Here is a 21,325-nt window from a genome sequence, read left to right as displayed (position 1 = left end):
GGTGATTAGGATGCATTTACAATTCGAAGAACATTATTCAGCGATTGAACCAATGAAGAAAATCCTAAACGAAGTGGGGGCTTCTCTTTGACATCGCTAAGTTAAAGGAAGAACACGCAAAGCTTGAGGAAAAAATGCAGGACGCAGACTTCTGGGGCAATGTAGAAGAGGCTCAAAAGGTTGTTCAAAGAGCAAAGAGCATTAAGGATAAGATAGACAGGTATGAGAGCCTTCTTAAGAGGGTTGAAGACCTTGAGGTTCTTATTGAACTTTGTGATGAGGAAGAGGATTATTCACATCTTGAAGAAATAACAAATGAGAGAGTGGACATAGAAAAAAAGATAGAAGCATTTAGAATTGAAACAATGCTCTCTGGTGAATATGATAAAAACAACGCAATATTGACTATTCACGCTGGTGCAGGCGGAACAGAAGCCTGCGACTGGGCATCGATGCTCCTTAGAATGTATACAAGGTGGGCAGAAGGAAAAGGATACAAGGTTGAGACAGTGGATTTTCTGCCTGGTGACGAAGCAGGGGTAAAGAGCGTTACTCTTGAGATAACAGGAGAATATGCCTATGGTTATTTAAAGGCAGAAAAGGGAGTTCACAGGCTTGTTAGAATTTCTCCTTTTGATGCAGCAGGAAAGAGGCACACTTCCTTTGCATCAATTGAAGTTTTGCCTGAAATTACAGAAGAACAGGATATAGAAATAAGGGATGAGGATTTAAAGATTGATACCTACAGGTCAGGCGGTGCAGGTGGTCAGTATGTAAACAAGACTGAATCTGCGATTAGAATTACCCACATTCCAACCGGAATAATTGTATCCTGCCAGACAGAAAGAAGCCAGCATTCCAACAGGGAAATGGCTATGAAGATGCTAAAGTCAAAGCTCATTGAAATGAAGGAAAGAGAAAGAAAAGAAAAGATTGAGGACTTAACAGGTGACCAGAAGGATATAGGATGGGGAAGCCAAATTCGAAGCTATGTATTCCAGCCATACACCCTTGTTAAGGACCACAGAACAGGCGTTGAAATAGGTAACATCCAGGCAGTAATGGATGGAGAAATAGATGAGTTCATAAACGCATATTTAAAATCCGAAAGCCAGAAGTAATTTAAGCCTCTATTGGGTGAAAAAGATATCCCAATAGAGGCTTTTAAAGTTGTAATTGATTATGCTATATATTATAATTGAAATATATGGAAAATAATGGTGGTGAAAAAATGAAGTTTACTTTTGTGATAATAGCTTATGGCTTATTTATTTGTATAATGACTATTCCGAATCTATTCATTGGCTTTCTGAATAAAGATATAGACATATATAGTCTTCTGATTTTTATATTTGGGCTTATGACTGCAATTAATGGGGTAGGAATTTATAAAAGAAAAAGCAGGGCATTTTTTTCTTTGCTTTCAATGAATGTTTTAGTATTGGTATTGCTTATATTAATACTTGTTCTAAATTTTCTTGCTGAGGGTATAAATGTAGTTACAATTTTAAGAGCAATACTAATTTTGTTGCCACAAATAATAGTGTTGTATTATCTATGGAGAAATAAATGCAAGTTATATTAAATAATAAGCTATATTTGAAATTTTTTTCTATTGATACCAATATATACACCTGCAGCAAGAATAGGGATTAGTGCTACATAAATCAAATATGTGTTTTTAGCATTTTCCTGTTCTTCAGGTTTCGTCAATAAGATGCCTCGCTCTAATAAATATTTTTCTATAGTTTCGAATGCCTCTTCTATTTTCTTAACATCTATATTTTCAATGGTATCAAATGTTGTATGAATCTTTTCCATATCGTCATGTATGAGCGTAACAGCGCTTATGTTTCTCATGTTGAATGGAGCATGGTCGCTGTTGTCTTCGTATAATCTGTTAAGGTTTTGCTCATTAACAAATGCACTAAGTTCATCGCTTCTTTGGCTGGAGCTCAGGGCAGATAGAGGAATTTCCTTTGGAGAGCCAATCATATCAAAGTTTATACATTCTGCATTTTCAATGTTTATTGGTGGCCTGTTAACAAAATAATATGAGCCGATAAGTCCTTCCTCTTCAGCGTTAAATGCTATAAAAATTATATCTCTATTAGTTTCAACGTCCTTTAAAACGTTTAATATTTCAAGCATGAATGCAACACCTGAGGCATTATCAAGGGCACCAGGGTATATTCTTCCTCCTGCATCGTATCCCACATGGTCTATATGGGCGGAAAAAATTATAGGTGGTTTTTCAGAGGATGCAGCTTTTTTAACTCCAATTATATTTTTTGTTTTAACTTTTTTAACTTTTACAGGGCTTTTTATTTCAAATATGTATCCCTTATCTGAAAAATCTCTTATTTCTTCATATAACCTTGAATCAATCAATAGCTTAATGAGCCCTTCTTTATATTCATTTTGAATTTTATATGTGCTTTTAAAGTTCATAGGCCTTTCAGAAAAATAGAGTGCAGCTTTAATTCCCTTTCCTGCAAGGGTCTTATCAAATTCATAGGTCGACATCGTTTCATAGGGATAATCCACTCCAATATAAATCTCACCCTTTGAGGTTTCATCTGAATATAATTTGCCTCTTACAAACCCTCCAACGGATGCCCCTGTATATATTTCCTTATAATCAATACCATAGGCGTATTCCTTAACTAATTTTTCACCATTAAAAACTTTGAAGGAAATATCCCCCTCAACAAAAGGAACATATGCGGTAAAATATTGATAGAAGGATTTATTATCCCCAAGGGGTTGCAATTTAGCTTCTAAAAATTTTTTATTCACATATTCACAGGCAAGTTCATTTCCTTTATCCCCAGCAAGTCTTCCAGCATACTTATCCTGGGTTAGTTCTCTTATCGTGTTATACACATTCTGTGGATTAAATGCATTTGCATATGCAATGCTTTGGAAAAACAGCATTAGGGTAAATATTAAGCTCAAAATGTTCTTCATTTCCTCACCCCATCATTTACATATATTACTATTATATTCCAATATCAACAAGTTTATCAACAGTATGTGGATAAACTTGTTGATTGTTTTGTGGGTTTTTTGTGAATTTTAATAGAAAACCATTATTCGTTAATAGTTTTGAGATTTATAAATGGCTTGTATTTTTTGTTTCATTGTTGTAAAGTAAAATTAGTGAAAATTTTTTGCATATGAGGTGTTATGTATGGATGATTTACCCGTCAGGAAGAAGAAATTAATATAGAGTTCTCTAAGGCTTCCTCGAGCCTTAGAGGCTCGAGGAAGGAGTGGGAGAATGTTAAAGATATACAAGACCAATGTCGATGGTCAGACATTTGAAATCGATGGCATCGAAAACGGCTGCTGGGTTAGCCTTACAAATCCAAATGAGACTGAGCTTGAGTATGTATCGCAAAAGACTGGTCTTTTGATTGAATTTTTAAGAGCTCCGCTTGATGAAGAGGAGAGCTCAAGAATTGAAATCGACGGAGACCAAACTTCAGTCATAATCGACATACCTGTTATGGATGTTAAGGATAAGTCTTTGCAATATTATACTATTCCATTAGGTATTGTTTTAAACGATAAGTTCATCGTAACTATCTGCTTAAAGGAAAACAAGGTGATTGATGATTTTGTGGCAAAAAAAGTTAAGTCATTCTATACGTTTAAAAAATCAAGATTTATACTTCAAATACTTTATAAAGTAGCATCCTATTATCTATGTTATCTTAAGCAGATAGACAAAACAAGCCATATTATAGAAGCAAGGCTTCACAAATCAATGAAGAATAAAGAGCTTATACAGCTATTATCTCTTGAAAAGAGCCTAGTTTACTTTTCAACTTCTTTAAAATCCAACGAAATAACTCTTGAAAAGATGCTTAAACTTGAGATGATGCAAAAATATCCAGAGGACCAGGACGTTTTAGAAGAGGTTATCATTGAGAACAAGCAGGCTATTGAAATGGCAAATATATATAGCAATATATTGAGCGGAACTATGGATGCATTTGCTTCGATTATTTCAAATAACCTGAATATAGTAATGAAGTTTTTGGCTTCAATTACTATAGTTCTTTCAATTCCAACTATGGTTTCTGGACTTTTTGGAATGAATGTTCCTGTTCCATTTGGAGATAATCCGTTCGGTTTTTACCTTGTATTATTGATTATTGCTATCATGTCTGGTGGCGTAACATACCTTCTTGCTAAGAAGGATATGTTTTAATACTAAAGGTTAGGAAGGATGTCTATGGAGATTGCTGCTGCAATTATTGCGATATTGTTTGCGATATATTTAATCGTAAATAATATGAAACTTAAAAGTGAATACCAAAGGACTGAAAAAATAAAAAATACTCTTATCGACGTTGCAAAGGAAATAGAGGATTTTAAATCAATTGACGATTTGTATCAAAGGATTCTAGAGTATACGATTGATTTGATTGAAAATGCTCAAAGGGGTAGTATTTTAATCTATGATAGAAATAAAAATCACATGGAATATAAAGCGGCAGTGGGTTTTGACATCGAATCTTTAAAAAATGTTCATCTTAGAAAAGAAGAGTTGTATTTATACAGGACGACAAAACTTAAAGAGCCAAGCATAATTAAGAACCCAAGGGTATTTGATGATGAGCATTTAAGTAAAAAAAGTTTTAAAAAACTTGTTGAATCAAATGCTCTGGATATTAAATGCACCATTTCTGCACCTATTTACATCGATGGAGATTTTTATGGCGTTATAAATCTAGATAATAATATTAGAGAAGATGCGTTTAATAAGAGGGATATCATACTATTAAAATATATAGTAATACAGCTCGAGGCAGCTATTAAAATTGTAAAGCTTATGAATGAACTCAAGTTTATCTCATCGTATGACCATTTAACGGGGTTATTGAACAGAAGAAAATTTGAGGAATTATTAAATGATTTATTGAGCACAGGGGAAACATTATCTATTTGCCTTATAGATTTAGATGATTTTAAATATATAAATGATACCTTCGGACATAAAAAGGGAGATGAAGCTTTAAAGCACTTTACAAATGCGATAAGGAAGCAATTTGATGATAATGCGTATATCTGCAGATATGCTGGGGATGAATTTGTAATTGTATTTAAGGGAAGTAAAAAAATATTAAGAGAAAAAATAGATGAGATAAAGGAATTTTTAGACACAAACCCTGTGGATGGAATTAATGTTAAGTTTAGTGCAGGGTATAGCAGCACATTTGAAACAAGAAACGCTGATAAGCTTATAACAATTGCAGACAATGAGATGTATGAGCAAAAGAAAAAAAACAAGCTTGAGGTGAGATGATGGATATTATAAGTATTTTAGCACGCGAGCTGAATATTAGAGAAAATCAAGTTAAAAATACAGTAGAGCTTATAGACGAGGGAAACACTATTCCTTTTATAGCAAGGTATAGAAAAGAAGTTACCGGTGGACTTGATGATGTTACACTAAGACAGCTCTTTGATAGGTTAAATTATCTAAGAAACCTTTTTTCTAAGAAGGAAGAAGTTAAAAGGCTTATTGATGAACAGGGCAAGCTTACGGATGAAATAGTTAAGGCTATAGATGAGGCAAATACTATAACTGAAGTTGATGATATTTATAGACCGTTTAGACCAAAGAAAAGAACAAGAGCCACGATTGCAAAGGAAAGAGGACTTGAGCCGCTTGCTAATATAATACTTGAACAAAATTACGAAGGGGCAATTTATGATATTGCAAAGCAATTTGTCGATGCTGAAAAGGAAGTTGCAACAGTTGAGGACGCTATTTCGGGGGCACTTGACATTATTGCCGAGGAAATATCAGACAATGCCGAATTTAGAAAATATATTAGAAATATAACTTTCAAAGAAGGAATTATACTTACAAAGGCCCTTAAGGAAGAAACTTCACCCTATGAGATGTATTATGATTATAAAGAGCCGGTTAAGAGCATACTTCCGCACAGGGTTCTTGCGATTAACAGAGGCGAAAAGGAAGAATTTTTGTCAGTCAAGATTGAGGCACCTGTCGAAAGGATAATTAGCTTTTTAGAAAATAAGCTCATCAAAAGGGAATATGAAAAGGAATATATTCAAAGGACGGTAAAGGATAGCTATCAAAGGCTGATATCCTCTTCGATTGAAAGGGAAATAAGAAACGAATTAACTGAAAAGGCGGAAGAGCAAGCTATTAAGGTTTTTGCAGCAAATCTCAAAAATCTATTGATGCAATCCCCGGTTAAGGGTAAGGTTGTTTTAGGTTTTGACCCTGGATTTAGAACCGGATGCAAGGTGGCGGTTGTCGATGAAACTGGAAAGCTTCTTGATACTGCAACTGTTTATTCAACAGCTCCTCAAAACGATATCGAGGGCAGCAAAAAAGTGTTGAAGCAGCTTATTTATAAGCATGATGTTGATATAATATCCCTTGGGAATGGAACTGCTTCGAGGGAATCGGAAATATTTATTTCAGAGCTTATAAAGGAAATACAGGATGAAAAAGGCAAAAAGATTTATTATGTTGTAGTTTCAGAGGCAGGTGCTTCTGTGTATTCAGCATCGGAGCTTGCAAGCAAGGAATTCCCAGATATAAACGTTTCATTAAGGGGAGCGATTTCAATTGCAAGGAGACTTCAGGACCCTCTTGCGGAACTTGTTAAGATTGACCCTAAATCAATAGGGGTTGGGCAATACCAGCACGATGTGTCTCAAAAGAGGCTTGATGATACATTAAAGGGAGTAGTTGAGGATGTTGTTAATAGCGTTGGAGTGGATTTGAATACTGCTTCGGTTTCGCTGTTATCATATGTTTCGGGAATAAATTCTGCGATAGCTAAGAATATAGTTGAATACAGGGAGCAGAATGGAAAGTTTAAGGATAGAAGGGAAATTCTAAAGGTAAAGAGGCTCGGAGAAAAGGCGTTCGTGCAGTGTGCAGGATTTTTAAGAATTCCAGAGAGCAGCAATCCTCTTGACAATACTGCAGTTCATCCTGAGTCCTACGATGTTTGTAAAAGTTTTTTGGAAAGATTAAACCTATCTTTAGATGATGTTAAAAATAGAAAACTTGAAAATTTGGATGCTTTAGTTGAGAGAAATGGAGGAGTTGAGAAAATAGCAGATGAGATAGGCTGCGGCATTCCAACTTTAATGGATATAATTAAGGAAATTAAAAAGCCTGGAAGGGACCCAAGGGAAGAACTTCCGCCACCAATATTTATGTCAACAGTTATGGAGATGGAACACTTAAAACCTGGAATGATACTTAAGGGGACTGTTAGAAATGTAGCAGATTTTGGAGTCTTTGTCGATATCGGAGTTCACCAGGACGGTCTCGTTCATAAGTCGGAGCTTGCGAATTTCTATGTAAAACATCCTATGGAGGTTGCAAAGGTTGGAGATATAGTTGACGTTAAGGTTCTTGATGTAGACTTAAAGCGAAAAAGAATAGCACTTTCAATGAAGGATTTGAAGTAAAAGGTTATATTAGAATATAAGTATCTTGAAAGCCCCATGATTTGATTTTTAAAAGCGCATTTCATAAACCATAGTAATTCTTGCTTTTCGAAAACAAACAAAAGTTTAGAATTACTTGGCAAAATGAGCGAAACCAAGGAAATCAATCATGGAGCTTTAATTTAATGTAAACTTTTTAGTGTAGAGGTCGATAAAATTAGTGATAGAACACTATAAAGGGGCAATTATTTATGAGCGTTTTACAAAAAGAATTGCTTTTCATCAAGATGGGGGAGAGCAATAACTATAGGAAACTATTTGATAAGGAATTAAAGGGACACTATAAAAAAATAATATATTTTAAGGGCGAAGATATAATAAAAGAAGGTTATAGGGATGAATATATATATTATCTTGACAGCGGGAAGGTAATCATAATAAAAAAGGACAAAAAGGGTGATGAATATTCAATTGGATATGTTATGCAAGACGAGTTTTTTGGATATTCGTCATACTTTGAGCTTCCTGAAATAGCTACGTATAAGGCGTTGAACGGTTGTATTATCTACGCTGTTGATGCAATATACCTACGAAGAAAAATAGATGAATCTAAGGAGTTGCGTAAACTAGCTGCGCATATAGTTATGAATTCGGTAAGAACTCAGGGAAATAGAAATTCAATGTTGATGCTCAATGATGCAAAGGAAGTATTATTAAATTTTGTCCTTGAAAATGTTCAGAAGTTTGGAAGAATCGAGGCAAATGGAGATGTATCTGTTGAATTTGATGTGAATATGGGAGATATTTCAAAGGCATTAAACTTAACTAGAGAAACTGTTTCAAGGATTTTTTCTAGCCTTAAAAGAAAAGGAATAATCGAAACTCAAAGAAAATACATTAGAATTAGGGATATGAATGGTTTTTTAAAACAATTTAGGGAATAGATATTGAATATTTGTTGATAATTTGATAACATATATTTAGATATCTTCAGGGCAGGGTGAAATTCCCGACCGGCGGTAAAGCCCGCGAGCCGAAAGGCAGATCTGGTGTGATTCCAGAGCCGACAGTAAAGTCTGGATGGAAGAGGATATTTATTTATTCTCCTGCCCTGAAAAAAAGGGGAGGTTTTTTTATGGAAAAAATTAAATCAAAAAATCTATCAAAGACGATCAAAGTTTCACTTCTTTCGGCTTTTGCACTAATTTTAATGTTCTTTGAATTTGCATTGCCAATTTTCCCGGACTTTTTAAAAATCGATTTAAGCGATGTTCCTGCACTGATTGGTGCATTTGCATTAGGACCAATGGCGGGAATTATGATTGAGTTTGTAAAAAATTTAATTCATTTTGCTGTTAAGAATCAAACGGCTGGAATAGGTGAGGCGGCAAATTTTTTAGTTGGTGTATCTTTTGTATTGCCTGCTGCATTGATTTACAGAAAGAATAAAACGAAGACAGGTGCAATTTATGCAGTGATTTGTGGAATTATTTCAATGGGAGTTACAGCTTCACTTTTAAACTATTATATATTCCTTCCATTATATGAAAAAGTATTACATTTTCCTATTGATGCTATTGTTGGTATTGCAGCAAAGGTTAACCCTGCAATTAAGGATATAAACACTCTTATCGTTTATAGCATATTGCCTTTTAATCTCGTAAAGGGTCTTATAGCATCCGCAGTAACAATTTTAATTTACAAAAGGGTTTCGCCTATATTACACAAATAAAATAATCAGTCCCAAGATATATTTTTTAAAAATTTATCTTGGGACTTTAAAGTGTAATGGCTTAATAAATTAAATGCTTCTAGATAAAGGCAGCTTACAAAACTTTTTTCAGATATTCAAGCGCTATGGGGCAGACTTCATTTAAATCTACCATCTTCTTAAGTATTTCAATTGCTCTGTCGTTTGACATACCTTTTCTGTAGGGTCTGTCCGATGTCAATGCTTCATAAATGTCGCAAACAGCCATTATTCTCTCTTCCATCGAAAGTTTATCAGCGGATAAGCCTAAAGGATAGCCATGTCCATTTAATTTTTCGTGGTGGTTTGACGCCCAATCTGTTATATCTTCAAATCCTTTAATTCTTGATAAAATTAACCTTGTATAATAAGTATGGCTTTTCATTATCAATACTTCCTTTGGATTTAATGGACCTTCTTTATTGAGGATAGAATTGGGTATTGCAAGTTTTCCAACGTCGTGCATTAGAGCAGCTATCTCAAATCTTATCTTTTTGTTTTTATCAAAATTTAAGTAATCGGCAATTCTCAATGCTATTTTTGTAAGGTTTTTCGAGTGTGTATAGGTAAATGGGCTTTTCTTGTCAATTATGTCTGCAAATACATAGGCAATTTTTCTTATTTCCTGCATTGAGAATGTTTTAGTTATTTCAGGCTTTATTGAATCGTATATTTCTGGAATATGACCTATGTTTTCAACATCCCACCAGAATTTTTCCTTTGATTGCAATTCGAAAAGTATGTCGATAAGGTGGGGGTTAAAGTAAATACCCTTATGTGTTTTAAAAAATTTGGATATAAAGTCCCTCTGGATATAATTTGGGATATTTTCATCATATATAAGCTCAAATGAATCTGATATCCTCAAAACTTGAGAGATTAGTGGAATTTCATCATTTTTTAAACCAAATGGACCAGTTCCGTTATAGTTTTCATGATGATATTTAATAGCCTGTGAAATTTTATAGTCCATAGGTAATTTATCTATTAGGAAACTTCCTTCTTCACTATGCCTTAATATATATTCACTTTTCAAATGTGCATCTAAAAGGTCTGCAGTTCCAGTAACGCCTATGTCATGAAGAGCGGCGCTTATAAATAAAAATTTCAAGAATGATGTATCATTGGATATATTTTTCCCAATGCTCATTGCAACATAGGTTGTCCTCTTAGAATGGTTTATGAATTTGTGCTGAGATAAATTTATATTAAATGTAGGTTCATAATATTTTTCCTCACAATGTGAGCTGCATTCAGATAAATCAATTGCCAAACTTAAAGCTGAAAGTAAATCGTGAGAATCAAGTTTAATCATTTAATCACCCTTTTTCTTTTCTTAATATTATTATATTGCAAAACATTGTTAAAATCTACACTAAGAAAAAGTGTTTTAAAAAAATTAATCAAATCATGTCAAAGATAATAATTATCTGTTGAAAGGTGGTATAATATATTCTATAATTGAATTGGGGGTGTTAAAATGAAAGGAACTGCGGTTTCGACATGGATTAGAACATGCAGAAAGATTACTAATGATGATATAGTCAATAGAGCTCTTGAAGAAGTTGGGTTCAGCAAAGATAAAATTTTCTCGCCTATCGAGGATGTTGAAGATAATAAAATATTTAAAATAGTTTCAACAATAGCTTCGCTTTCAGGTAAACCATATGATAAACTTTGGAGAGAGATAGGGATAGATAATGTGTTAACATGGTCAAAGGACTATCCGGCATTTTTCAACCATGATTCACTTTACGGTTTTCTAAAATCAATGAACGATGTTCATAAGCAAGTTACAAAAAGAATACAGGGTGCAAAGCCACCTGTTCTTGACCTAGAGCCTATATCTTCACATGAAGCTACTTTCACTTATCGTTCACACAGAGGGATGTTTGACTATTTCTTAGGACTTTTAGAAGGGGCAAGCAAGCATTTTAAAGAGGATATAAGCGTAGAAGAACTTGAAAAGAAACCAGATATGTTAAAGCTTAAATTGACTTTTAAGAATGAGATTTATTATAAAAAAAGTTATGTGCTTAATAGGGCATTAGGCTTTGTTAAGAATATAAACGCAAAAATTGCAATACTTGCATTCTTTATATTTGCAATTTTAAATGGAGCAACATTGTTTATAAATAAAGAAATTGCATCATATGCATCATTTGTATATGCATTCATTTCTCCAATGGTAGCTTCTATATTGTTAAACAGACCATTTGAGTCAATTAAAAGGGAAATTGAAAATTTGAAAAAACTTAATTATGCAGAAAAAGGAAAGATTTTAACAGGCGATATATTTGAGGACATATTCAATGAAATAAACGATTATAAAAGAAGAATAAGAGAGGATTTTGTTTCATTTAAGGGAATGACTGATGAGATGAACACCTTCTCAGGCAAGTTGAACGAAATTGCCGGCAAGATGAATGTAACTTCAAATGAAATATCCCAGGTTGTAGAACAAGTTGCTCAGGCTGCTATGACTCAGGCACAGGAGACTGAAACCTCTGTTTCATTGTTAAATGACAATGTTGAGTCAATAAAGCAGGTGGTTGAGATTGAAGTAGAAAACAAAGAGGAACTTGAAGGTGCTGTAGGAAAAATCGAAGAAACGTTTAAGGATGTATCAAGAACAGTAGAAAAATTAAACGATATATTAACAAAATTTGCAGACGTTATGGACCATAGCCAGGAAATGCAGAAAAGAGCTAAAAATATTACAGAAATTGTTTCAATGGTTTCAAACATCGCAGCACAAACAAATCTATTGGCTCTTAATGCTTCAATTGAGGCTGCAAGGGCAGGAGAGGCAGGAAGAGGCTTTGCTGTTGTTGCAGATGAAGTTAGAAAGCTTGCAGAACAATCACAAAAGGCCGTTGATGACATAAACAATAATCTAAATAGTTTTATATCTGATATTGACAACCTTGTCATGGGAGTTGGGACACAGTTTGATGACTTAAATAACGAGAATATAATACTTCAAGAGGCAATAGAAAAAAGTGGAGTTGCAAAGGACAAGATAGTTCAAGTTGCAAATAAGATGATTGAAACCTCCGTAAAACTTGAAAGGGAAACAAATTCCATTGCAACTATTTATGAAAAGATTGAGTCTTTGGCAGCGATTGCTGAAGAAAATTCGGCGTCATCAGAAGAGGTAAGCGCTAATGTTTCAACTTATGCTGAAGAAATTAAAAAACTTACAAACAGCATAACCGACTTTAAAAAGATAACTGAACAATTTAAAGAGGATATTGGAGTATATAAGCTTTAATCAAAACCCTGCGAAATTTCGCAGGGTTTAATATATTAATTGACTGAAATGCAACTTGTGATAAAATATAAATGAAATTTACTAAAGGATGTGGCCATATGAAGATTATTACAAATTCGCCAGAAGAAACAATGGATATTGGATTTAAAATAGGGAAGACATTAGCGAGAGGTGATATAATAAACTTAAATGGGGACTTAGGAGCAGGAAAAACCCATCTTGTAAAGGGTATCGCTAGGGGGTTGAATATATATGATGATATCACAAGTCCTACTTTTACGATAGTAAATGAGTATATGGGAGACATACCTTTATATCACTTTGATGTTTACAGGATAGATGATTTATTTGAATTATACGAGATAGGATTTGAAGAATATATATACGGGAACGGGGTTTCTATCATCGAATGGGGGAATTCAATTAAGGATATCCTGCCTAAAGATGTGATAGATATAGAAATGAAGGTTGTGGGTGAAGAAAGAAGAGAAATTGAGATAATAAATTTTAACAGGGAGTTGATTTAATGAGGGTTTTGGCTATTGAATCGTCCTCAACTGTAGCTTCGGTTGCTGTTGTTACAGATGAAAAGGTTGAAGGTGAAGTTTACATAAACAATAAATTGCAGCACTCTGTTCTGCTTTTCCCAATAATAGAAAATCTATTTAAAACTTTGGGGATTAAGGTTGATGATTTGGATGCTGTTGCAGTATCAGGAGGGCCGGGGTCATTTACAGGACTTAGGATAGGCGTTTCGGCTGCAAAGGGAATTGCTCAGGGCAGAGATTTAAAATTTATTGGAGTATCAAGCCTTGATGCCTTGGCTTTTATGCAGAACAGTTTTGATGGGGTGATAGTTCCAATGATGGATGCTTTGAGGGAAAATGTTTATACTGCAATTTATAAATTTGAGAATGATGAATTAATAAAATTACATGATTATGATGCGCTTCATATAGATGAATTGGTAGAAAAGCTTATAGAATATGACAAAGTATTATTCTGTGGCGATGCTATTAAATTGCATGCAGAAAAACTGAAGAATATTTTAAAAAACATTTATTTATCGAAAAATATTTCAACATATCCAAGGGCAGCAGCTATTGGAGAAATTGCACTGAAAAGGTTAAAGGATGGTATATCTGATAATATAAATACATACAGTCCTATTTATATTAGAAAGTCCCAGGCTGAAAGGGAATATGAAAAGAGGGTGGGGATAATTGAATGATTTTGTTATTAAGGATATGCACCTTGGGAACATAGATGATGTCGTCAAAATAGAATATCTAAGCTTTAATACCCCATGGACTTATGAGGCATTTATATCCGAACTAACTCGTAATAAGGTTGCAAAATACAGAGTTCTTTTAAAGAATGAAAGAGTTATTGGATATTATGGACTCTGGCTTTTATATGGTGAGGGGCATATAACAAATATAGCAATTCATCCTGAATTCAGGGGAATTGGACTTGGTAAAATGCTGCTTGACGATATATTGTCGGTTTCAAGAGAAAACAAAATGCACGCATTAACGTTAGAGGTCAGGGTCAGCAATCATATTGCTATCAAACTTTATAAAAAGTATGGCTTTATTGAGGTTGCTAGAAGAAAAGGATATTACTCAGATACCGGAGAAGATGCTATTATTATGTGGAAGTATGATATCTAAAGTTGTTTTAAGCCCCATGAATGATTTACAAGGCTTTGCTCATTTTACCAGTAATTTCTTTGTTTTTTGTGAGAGTCTTTTAGAAATCATTCATTGGGCTTTTATAAAAATGAGTCGACTAAAGACATATGAAATTTTGTTTTTTAAATAAAATTTCATATGTCTTTAGTTTTTTTATGTTGAAATAAAATATAAGCTGTGATAAAATAAAATTGAACATATGAACAATTATTCATATATTGAGGTGATGACATGGAATTTGAAAGCTGTTCTTGTAATGTAGTCCATGAAGATGTGGTAGAAAAGGTCAAGCATTTGATGCCACAGGAGGAAATTTTATATGATTTAGCAGAATTATTTAAGGTTCTTGGAGATACTACAAGGATTAAAATAATATGTGCGCTTTTTGAATCTGAAATGTGCGTTTGTGATTTAGCAGCAGTATTGAACATGACGCAATCAGCAATTTCTCATCAATTAAGAGTTTTAAAAAGTGCAAGGTTGGTTAAATATAGAAAGGAAGGAAAAGTTGTTTATTATTCCCTAGATGATGAACACGTTAAAAAGATATTTGATTTAGGTCTTGTTCATGTTAATGAGAAGTAGGGGGGGTTAACTTGATTAAAAAAATATATATTTTGGATGGTCTTGGTTGTGCAAGCTGTGCTTCAAAGATGGAAGGGAAGATAAATGAGCTTGAGGATGTTGAGAACGCTAATATTGATTTTGTAAATAAGACATTAAGTTTAGAACTGTCAAAAGATGCTTCTGTTGAAAGTATATTGGATGAAGTTAGCAGGATTGTCAAATCTATAGAACCAGATGTAGTTTTAAGCGAGAGAGTTGAAGATGATTTGGATGTTAAAACGATGGAATATAATAAAAAGGAGTTAATACCAACTTTAGCTGGATTATTAATTTTTATAGCTGCTTATATGTTTAAGGGTCTTTCAAGTTCAATCCTATTCATTGTTTCTTATTCAATTATTGGATATGATGTAATATTTAAAGCAATAAGAAACATTAAAAACAGAGAGGTTTTTGATGAAAACTTTTTGATGACAATAGCTACTTTAGGGGCTTTTAGTATTGGAGAAATGCCAGAAGCCGTTTCAGTTATGCTGTTTTATAAGATAGGGGAATATTTGCAGGATTTAGCTGTAGAAAAATCAAGGCGTTCTATAAAGGCACTTTTAAATATAAGACCTGACTATGCAAATTTGTTAGTTGGTGGAAAAGAATTTAAGGTAGAGCCAAGGCAGGTTAGGGTAGATAATATTATAATTGTAAAACCTGGAGAAAGAATACCTCTTGATGGCGTTATAATTGAAGGTGAGTCTACAGTAGATACCTCAGCATTGACTGGTGAATCCATTCCGAGAGATGTAGAAGTTGGAAGCGAAGTATTAAGTGGATTCATCAATAAAAATGGGCTTTTAAAAATAAAAGTTACAAAGAATTTTAAAGATTCAACCGTGAATAAAATACTTGAACTTGTTGAGAACGCAAATAGCAAAAAATCTAGAACAGAAAATTTTATTACAAAGTTTGCAAAAATATACACTCCAATTGTAGTTGCTATAGCTGCATTAATAGTAATTATTCCAGTTGTATTTTACGATGGTAGTTTTCAAGTGTGGCTGTATAGAGGATTAATATTTTTAGTAGTATCATGCCCATGTGCTTTAGTTATATCTATTCCATTAGGATTTTTTGGCGGTATTGGTGCTGCTTCGCGTAGAGGAATTCTAATTAAGGGAAGTAATTATCTTGAAGCTTTAAAGGATGTATCAACTGTAGTATTTGATAAAACAGGAACTTTAACGAAAGGGAAATTTAGGGTTAATAAGGTTATAAGTAGTGAAAATTGGAATGAAGCGTATGTATTAGAATTTGCAGCTTTAGCTGAAAGCTATTCCAATCATCCTATAGCAATTTCAATATTAAATGAATTTAATAAAGAGGTTGATAAATCAAGGGTAAAAGATTATAAAGAAATTTCTGGCTTTGGTGTAAGTGCAATAATAGATAATAAGAAGGTTCTAGTTGGAAATGCTAAGCTTATGATACAAAATGGAATAAAAATCAATGAAAGTTCTGATGTTGGAACGTTAGTATATGTGGCAATTGATGATGAATTTGCAGGATGTTTGGTAATAAGCGATGAAATTAAAAATGAAGCAATTGTTGCAGTTAAAACATTAAAAGAAATGGGAATTAAGACTATAATGCTCACAGGTGATTCTAAGGAAATTTCAAAAGATGTTGCAGAAAAGGTATGTATAGATAAATTTTATTATGGTTTATTACCTAATGACAAAGTAGAAAAGTTAGAGGAACTTGAGATTGAAAATGAAAATGGAAAAATACTATTTGTTGGAGATGGAATAAATGATGCGCCTGTTATCGCAAGAGCTGATGTAGGTGTAGCTATGGGAGCATTAGGCTCAGATGCAGCTATTGAAGCAGCAGATGTAGTCTTAATGGATGATGACATTAGAAAAATAATAACTTCAATTGAAGTTGCAAGAAGAACTAGAAAGATAGTTTATCAGAATATAGCTCTTGCAATAGGAGTTAAAATAATCGTTATGGTGATAGCTACCTTTGGAGTTGCAACAATGTGGGAGGCCGTTTTTGCAGATGTTGGAGTGGCACTTTTAGCTGTTTTAAATTCTATAAGAGTATTAAAAACAAAACCTTAAGTGGAAGCACTTAAGGTTTTGTTTTAGCAATCTCTGTTATCTCGCCTTGCTTCGATTAAGTCTAATATATTTTGAAATTTAAAATCAAGGAGCATTTGTTGTTTGATTACATCATCCAGTATTTTACTCACTTCCCTGTCGAGCCTAATCATATCGTCTATATTTGCAGGCCCTCTTGCTGCGAGCAATTCTTCGATTTTACTAGCTTCAGCACTTAGTATTTGTGCAAGGCTTATTTCTTCTAATGCAATTGAAGCTAAAAGTAGGTTAATAATATCTCTGTTTTTTAGGTCGATAACTGGAGTAATATTAGGAATAGTAGGTGAATTAGCTGACACATTAGAATTTACCACGGTTTTCTCCCCCCTTAGTATTATCATATGAAAAACAAATCAAATTGTTCGATAAGTTTCAACATAAAATAATTGTTTAGACCTATTCAATATTTGTAATATTTTTAAATAAATATAAATATAAATTTAGTAGCCTGATAGGCATATATTAAGGGGGTGGAAAGATTGAAAAAAATTATCAACAACCCTGAAAGGGTTGTAGAAGAAATGATGGAGGGTATAGTTGCTGCTTATCCTCAATATGTTAGAAAACTTGAAAATTATAATGTTCTTGTAAGAAAGAACTCTCCTGTTGAAGGCAAGGTTGCTCTTGTTAGCGGCGGAGGAAGTGGACATGAACCTTCGCATGGTGGATTTGTTGGGGAAGGCATGCTTGATGCAGCTGTTGCGGGTGCGGTTTTTACATCACCAACTCCTGATGCAATTTATGAAGCAGTTAAGAATGTCGCATCAGATAAAGGAGCTCTGTTGATAATAAAAAATTATACAGGGGACGTTATGAACTTTGATATGGCAAAGGAAATGGCAGAAATGGATGGAATTAGGGTTGAAAGTGTTATAGTAAATGACGATGTAGCAGTTGAAAATAGCACATGGACTGTCGGAAGAAGAGGTATAGCAGGGACTGTATTTGTCCATAAGATAGCTGGGGCAAAGGCGGAAACAGGTGCAGAGCTTGATGAGGTAAAAAGGGTTACTGAAAAGGTCATAGCAAATGTAAGAAGCATGGGAATGGCCTTGACACCTTGCATAGTTCCAGCAGCAGGTAAACCTAATTTTACATTGGACGAAAATGAAATGGAAATAGGTATGGGAATTCATGGTGAGCCTGGAACGCATAGGGAAAACTTAAAAACTGCGGATGAAATAGTTGAACATCTAATGTCAAAAATTCTTGGTGATATTAACTTAGAGGAAAAGGATGATGTCGCAGTAATGATAAACGGTCTTGGTGCAACTCCTCTTATGGAACTTTTTATTGCAAATAGAAAAGTAGATGAGATTTTGAAAACAAGAGGAGTTAGAGTATATAGAACATTTGTTGGTGAATTTATGACTTCACTCGAGATGGCAGGATTTTCGATTTCTATATTAAAACTTGATGATGAACTAAAGGAACTTTTAGATGCTAAGGCTGATACACCAGCACTTAAAGTTTTATAAAAAACAAGAAGGTGACAAGGTATGAGCCTCAATGTAGAACAAACCTTAAGAATTATTTATAAAATTGGAGATAAAATTGAAGAAAACAAACAGTATTTAACTGAACTCGATGCTGCGATTGGAGATGGCGATCATGGAATAAATTTGAGCAAGGGTTTTAGAGCAGCAGTTGAAAAACTAAGGAATACTCAAGTAAAGGATATAGGAGAAACAATGAAAATAGTTGGTATGGCGCTGGTCTCAAATGTAGGAGGTGCTTCAGGCCCGCTTTATGGGACAGCATTTATGAAGTCTGGACAGGCTATGATAGGAAAAACAGAAATAGATATAAACGACTTTTATAAAATGTTATATGAAGCGCTTTCGGGAATAAAACTAAGGGGAAAAGCAACTGTAGGTGAAAAGACTATGGTAGATGCAATTGAGCCTGCTTTAAATGAACTTAAGAATGCTATAGATGAAGGATTTGGTGCTATTTCAGCACTTGAAAGGGCTAAGAATGCCGCACTTAGTGGGATGCATTTTACAAAGGAAATTGCAGCTACAAAGGGTAGGGCTAGTTATTTGGGAGAAAGAAGCATTGGACATCAGGATGCTGGTGCTACTTCAAGTTATATTATATTAGACTGCATATATGAAGAAGTAAAAAATATTTTAGAGGGAAAATAATATGATAGGTTTGGCGATTATTTCCCATAGTGAAAAATTAGCTGAAGGGGCAGCAGAGTTAACCCGCGAAATGGCACAGGATGTCCCGGTTTCTTTTGCGGGTGGAACTGTCGATGGTAGGTTGGGCAGCAGTCTTGAGAAAATTATCTGTGCTATTGAAAGTGTCTACTCGGATGATGGCGTAATAATATTATTTGATTTGGGAAGCAGCGTAATGACAGCTGAAGTTGCAATTGAAAATATGGAAGAATATAAAAGAAGTAAAATTCATATTGTTGATGCTCCCTTAGTAGAAGGTGCGATAGTTGCGGCAATAGAGATTAGCAGCGGTAAATCTATACAAGAAGTTTTGGATACTTTAAAGGCCTATAAACTAAATAAATATTAAAAAGCTCTGGAAAATTCCAGAGCTTAATTTAGTCCGTTTTTAGTCCGTTTTTATTTTTAAAAGTGGCAGGGGCAGAGGGACTCGAACCCCCAACCAACGGTTTTGGAGACCGCTACTCTACCAATTGAGCTATACCCCTAAGACAATATATATTATATAATGATTATTTATAAAATGCAATACCTAATTTATGACATTATAAACAAATCTCCAAGCAACATATGCCTGGAGATTTGTTTATATAAAATTGGCTAGTTTGAGCTCATTTTTGAAACAGCTTCATCAAACAATTGCTGTATAATCTCTCTAAATTTATCTTTACTGATAATTAGTTTAATGAAAACAGGCAGTTTATCGTATTGCGAAACTACCCATTCAAATTTTTGCTTGCCTTCATTTATTGCTAATTCCTCGGCCTTTTTTTCAACGTAGAACATAAACTCAAGTGTAAGTTTTTTGGCATATTCTTTATTGATATAGTAATAGGCAATGATGATGATTATGAATAGTCCAATACCTAAAAATACCATAGACGTTCCCCCCTTCTAACATTAATATATGTCAGATTATTAATAGGGGATACAAATTATTTAAGTCTAGCTCCGCAGTGTGGACAATAGTTGAAGTCGTCATATAATACAGATTTACAATTCGGACATAAGAACCTGTTGTATCCATATTTGACTTCATTAAGTTTTGAATCATCAATTACTGAATCTTTTTCTTTTTGAAGCCTTGAAGCATATTCTTCTGAAATTTCAAAGACAGCATCGCAACAACGCGAAACAAGATAATACTTTTTATTCCATTTATATATTGGTATAAAGAATAAGTGAAAAAAATTATACTGACACATAAGTCTATAAGTTGATATTCTTCCACACGATTTGCAGATTGTATTATATATGTCCTTAATAACTTCTTCCTTTGTTTCAACTCCTAATATTCCAACGAAGAACATATCTCTCCCCCCTAAAGTTAACTATAAAAAATTTACTGTAGTCACCTGCCATTTATCATCTAATAAATTATATGATAGTTTTTTTGTTATGTAAATATAGTAAAGTATTATTTAAGTGCATTAAAGGTATTTCATCATTTCCAAAAATTTAATATAATATACATAATTAAATTAATCTATATGAGGGGAGAATAAACATGAGCTGCGTTGAAAAAAATATTAAAGGATGCACTTGCACATATACGGCTTGCTTAAGGAGAGGGAAATGTTGTGAATGCGTTGCATACCACAGGGATAAAGGCGAAATTCCAGGTTGCTTCTTTACAAAGGAAGGAGAAGCTATGTGGGATAGAAGTGTGGCTAATTTTATAAAAGACAGAGGTTAGATTATGAAATTAATGATTATATTGGAGGTATAGATGATTAACAGGGTTAAGAAATTTTTAGGTATTTCATTTGGCTTGATTTTTGTGGTTTTAGGTTTCATAGGAATTTTTTTACCAATACTTCCGACAACTCCATTTTTACTATTAGCAGCTGCTATTTTTTTAAGAACTTCAGATAAACTATATACATGGCTGATTAACAATAAATATCTTGGGGAATATATAAAAAATTATCAGGAGAAAAAAGTGATACCTAGAAGGGTAAAGGTTATAGGTATTCTTATACTCTGGTCATCAATTATTTACTCTTATATTTTTATTGTGAAACATGTTTTTCTGCAAATTGTTTTAATCATAGTAGCAATTTTTGTATCCTATCATATTTTATCTCTTAAAACTCAAGAAAAAGATGAAGAAATAGAAAACATATAAAGTTTATATAGACGGTAATGTATATAAAATTCCGGGCTGCCTAAGTTTAAGGCAGCCCGGATATATATGAAGTCTGTAATTTAAATCGTTCACTTGATTTTTGAATTGTCAAACA

General features: G+C 33.6%; 23 protein-coding genes, 1 tRNA gene and 1 riboswitch. Of the genes, 18 read left to right on the top strand and 6 right to left on the bottom strand.

The features are described 5' to 3' along the window. Positions 1 to 10 precede the first annotated feature (10 nt). Both prfB and ABG79_RS02540 read left to right on the top strand, forming a co-directional pair. Positions 11 to 1,121 (top strand): peptide chain release factor 2 gene (gene prfB / locus ABG79_RS02545; protein WP_341408288.1). Its coding sequence is split into 2 segments (ribosomal slippage): positions 11 to 76 and positions 78 to 1,121, totalling 1,110 coding nucleotides; the frame shifts between segments, so codons are not numbered across the junction. 110 nt (positions 1,122 to 1,231) lie between these two features. Next, positions 1,232 to 1,585 carry a hypothetical protein gene (locus ABG79_RS02540; protein ID WP_057976806.1) on the top strand — a complete coding sequence of 118 codons (354 nt, stop codon included), beginning with the start codon at positions 1,232 to 1,234 and terminating at the stop codon, positions 1,583 to 1,585. An 8-nt stretch (positions 1,586 to 1,593) separates the two neighbouring features. On the opposite strand, the gene ABG79_RS02535 is transcribed toward ABG79_RS02540, so the two are convergent. After that, entirely contained in the window at positions 1,594 to 2,970 is a 1,377-nt protein-coding gene (locus tag ABG79_RS02535; protein WP_057976803.1) for a M28 family metallopeptidase, read from the bottom strand. A gap of 313 nt (positions 2,971 to 3,283) precedes the next feature. On the opposite strand from ABG79_RS02535, the gene ABG79_RS02530 reads away from it, so the two are divergent. The 5 genes from ABG79_RS02530 (at position 3,284) to ABG79_RS02510 (ending at position 9,187) form a co-directional block, all read left to right on the top strand. Further along, positions 3,284 to 4,219 (top strand): magnesium transporter CorA family protein, encoded by a 936-nt coding sequence (locus tag ABG79_RS02530; RefSeq protein ID WP_057976801.1) that lies wholly within the window; start codon positions 3,284 to 3,286, stop codon positions 4,217 to 4,219. A gap of 24 nt (positions 4,220 to 4,243) precedes the next feature. Then, the gene (locus ABG79_RS02525; protein ID WP_057976799.1) at positions 4,244 to 5,317 is read left to right on the top strand and encodes a sensor domain-containing diguanylate cyclase; all 1,074 of its coding nucleotides are present in this window, start codon (positions 4,244 to 4,246) and stop codon (positions 5,315 to 5,317) included. Beyond that, positions 5,314 to 7,476: a Tex family protein gene (locus ABG79_RS02520; RefSeq protein WP_057976797.1), complete on the top strand. Its 2,163-nt coding sequence runs from the start codon at positions 5,314 to 5,316 to the stop codon at positions 7,474 to 7,476. Before ABG79_RS02525 ends, ABG79_RS02520 begins: the two co-directional genes overlap by 4 nt. A gap of 230 nt (positions 7,477 to 7,706) precedes the next feature. Continuing rightward, positions 7,707 to 8,399 carry a Crp/Fnr family transcriptional regulator gene (locus tag ABG79_RS02515; RefSeq protein ID WP_057976795.1) on the top strand — a complete coding sequence of 231 codons (693 nt, stop codon included), beginning with the start codon at positions 7,707 to 7,709 and terminating at the stop codon, positions 8,397 to 8,399. A 38-nt stretch (positions 8,400 to 8,437) separates the two neighbouring features. Next, positions 8,438 to 8,551, top strand: a riboswitch (FMN riboswitch). Positions 8,552 to 8,599: 48 nt separating this feature from the next. Continuing rightward, entirely contained in the window at positions 8,600 to 9,187 is a 588-nt protein-coding gene (locus tag ABG79_RS02510) for an ECF transporter S component (protein ID WP_057977046.1), read from the top strand. Between the two features lie 94 nt (positions 9,188 to 9,281). Here the strand turns inward: ABG79_RS02510 and ABG79_RS02505 are convergent, their stop codons facing one another. After that, positions 9,282 to 10,520 (bottom strand): HD-GYP domain-containing protein, encoded by a 1,239-nt coding sequence (locus ABG79_RS02505; RefSeq protein WP_083490294.1) that lies wholly within the window; start codon positions 10,518 to 10,520, stop codon positions 9,282 to 9,284. A 165-nt stretch (positions 10,521 to 10,685) separates the two neighbouring features. Here ABG79_RS02505 and ABG79_RS02500 point away from each other — a divergent pair, with 165 nt between their 5' ends. The 6 genes from ABG79_RS02500 (at position 10,686) to ABG79_RS02475 (ending at position 16,857) form a co-directional block, all read left to right on the top strand. Beyond that, positions 10,686 to 12,479, top strand: coding sequence for a heme NO-binding domain-containing protein (locus tag ABG79_RS02500; RefSeq protein ID WP_057976791.1), 1,794 nt, complete (start codon positions 10,686 to 10,688; stop codon positions 12,477 to 12,479). Positions 12,480 to 12,577: 98 nt separating this feature from the next. Further along, positions 12,578 to 13,006 (top strand): tRNA (adenosine(37)-N6)-threonylcarbamoyltransferase complex ATPase subunit type 1 TsaE, encoded by a 429-nt coding sequence (gene tsaE / locus ABG79_RS02495; protein ID WP_057976789.1) that lies wholly within the window; start codon positions 12,578 to 12,580, stop codon positions 13,004 to 13,006. Beyond that, entirely contained in the window at positions 13,006 to 13,710 is a 705-nt protein-coding gene (gene tsaB / locus ABG79_RS02490; protein ID WP_057976787.1) for a tRNA (adenosine(37)-N6)-threonylcarbamoyltransferase complex dimerization subunit type 1 TsaB, read from the top strand. Before tsaE ends, tsaB begins: the two co-directional genes overlap by 1 nt. Next, entirely contained in the window at positions 13,703 to 14,152 is a 450-nt protein-coding gene (rimI, locus tag ABG79_RS02485; protein ID WP_242859294.1) for a ribosomal protein S18-alanine N-acetyltransferase, read from the top strand. The genes tsaB and rimI overlap by 8 nt, the downstream gene beginning before the upstream one ends. Positions 14,153 to 14,404: 252 nt before the next feature. Next, positions 14,405 to 14,758, top strand: coding sequence for an ArsR/SmtB family transcription factor (locus ABG79_RS02480; RefSeq protein ID WP_057976785.1), 354 nt, complete (start codon positions 14,405 to 14,407; stop codon positions 14,756 to 14,758). Between the two features lie 11 nt (positions 14,759 to 14,769). Continuing rightward, positions 14,770 to 16,857, top strand: a complete 2,088-nt coding sequence (locus tag ABG79_RS02475) for a heavy metal translocating P-type ATPase (protein WP_057976784.1) — start codon at positions 14,770 to 14,772, stop codon at positions 16,855 to 16,857. A 23-nt stretch (positions 16,858 to 16,880) separates the two neighbouring features. On the opposite strand, the gene ABG79_RS02470 is transcribed toward ABG79_RS02475, so the two are convergent. Continuing rightward, positions 16,881 to 17,210: an alpha-helical endospore appendage domain-containing protein gene (locus ABG79_RS02470; protein ID WP_242859293.1), complete on the bottom strand. Its 330-nt coding sequence runs from the start codon at positions 17,208 to 17,210 to the stop codon at positions 16,881 to 16,883. Between the two features lie 165 nt (positions 17,211 to 17,375). Here ABG79_RS02470 and dhaK point away from each other — a divergent pair, with 165 nt between their 5' ends. From dhaK to dhaM, 3 genes are read left to right on the top strand one after another with little or no spacing between them, the layout of a single operon-like run. Further along, positions 17,376 to 18,374 carry a dihydroxyacetone kinase subunit DhaK gene (gene dhaK / locus ABG79_RS02465; protein ID WP_057976780.1) on the top strand — a complete coding sequence of 333 codons (999 nt, stop codon included), beginning with the start codon at positions 17,376 to 17,378 and terminating at the stop codon, positions 18,372 to 18,374. A gap of 21 nt (positions 18,375 to 18,395) precedes the next feature. Beyond that, entirely contained in the window at positions 18,396 to 19,043 is a 648-nt protein-coding gene (dhaL, locus tag ABG79_RS02460; protein WP_057976778.1) for a dihydroxyacetone kinase subunit DhaL, read from the top strand. Between the two features lies 1 nt (position 19,044). Then, on the top strand, positions 19,045 to 19,431 hold the full coding sequence (gene dhaM, locus ABG79_RS02455; RefSeq protein ID WP_057976776.1) for a dihydroxyacetone kinase phosphoryl donor subunit DhaM: 387 nt from the start codon (positions 19,045 to 19,047) through the stop codon (positions 19,429 to 19,431). Between the two features lie 63 nt (positions 19,432 to 19,494). Here the strand turns inward: dhaM and ABG79_RS02450 are convergent. From ABG79_RS02450 to ABG79_RS02440, 3 genes are all read right to left on the bottom strand, one after another. After that, positions 19,495 to 19,570 (bottom strand) — tRNA-Trp (locus tag ABG79_RS02450). 112 nt (positions 19,571 to 19,682) lie between these two features. Then, on the bottom strand, positions 19,683 to 19,961 hold the full coding sequence (locus ABG79_RS02445; protein ID WP_057976774.1) for a hypothetical protein: 279 nt from the start codon (positions 19,959 to 19,961) through the stop codon (positions 19,683 to 19,685). A gap of 56 nt (positions 19,962 to 20,017) precedes the next feature. Further along, positions 20,018 to 20,392: a zinc ribbon domain-containing protein gene (locus ABG79_RS02440; protein WP_057976772.1), complete on the bottom strand. Its 375-nt coding sequence runs from the start codon at positions 20,390 to 20,392 to the stop codon at positions 20,018 to 20,020. Between the two features lie 197 nt (positions 20,393 to 20,589). Between ABG79_RS02440 and ABG79_RS02435 the strand changes: the two genes are divergently transcribed. Further along, the gene (locus tag ABG79_RS02435; protein ID WP_057976770.1) at positions 20,590 to 20,778 is read left to right on the top strand and encodes a DUF6485 family protein; all 189 of its coding nucleotides are present in this window, start codon (positions 20,590 to 20,592) and stop codon (positions 20,776 to 20,778) included. Between the two features lie 33 nt (positions 20,779 to 20,811). After that, positions 20,812 to 21,210 (top strand): YbaN family protein, encoded by a 399-nt coding sequence (locus ABG79_RS02430; RefSeq protein ID WP_057976768.1) that lies wholly within the window; start codon positions 20,812 to 20,814, stop codon positions 21,208 to 21,210. The last annotated feature ends 115 nt before the right edge of the window (positions 21,211 to 21,325 follow it).

The organism is Caloramator mitchellensis (genome assembly GCF_001440545.1).
GTDB lineage: Bacteria > Bacillota > Clostridia > Clostridiales > Caloramatoraceae > Caloramator > Caloramator mitchellensis.
The sequence above is the reverse complement of the archived record's forward strand: the minus strand, read 5'-3'. Positions and strand labels throughout refer to the sequence as shown.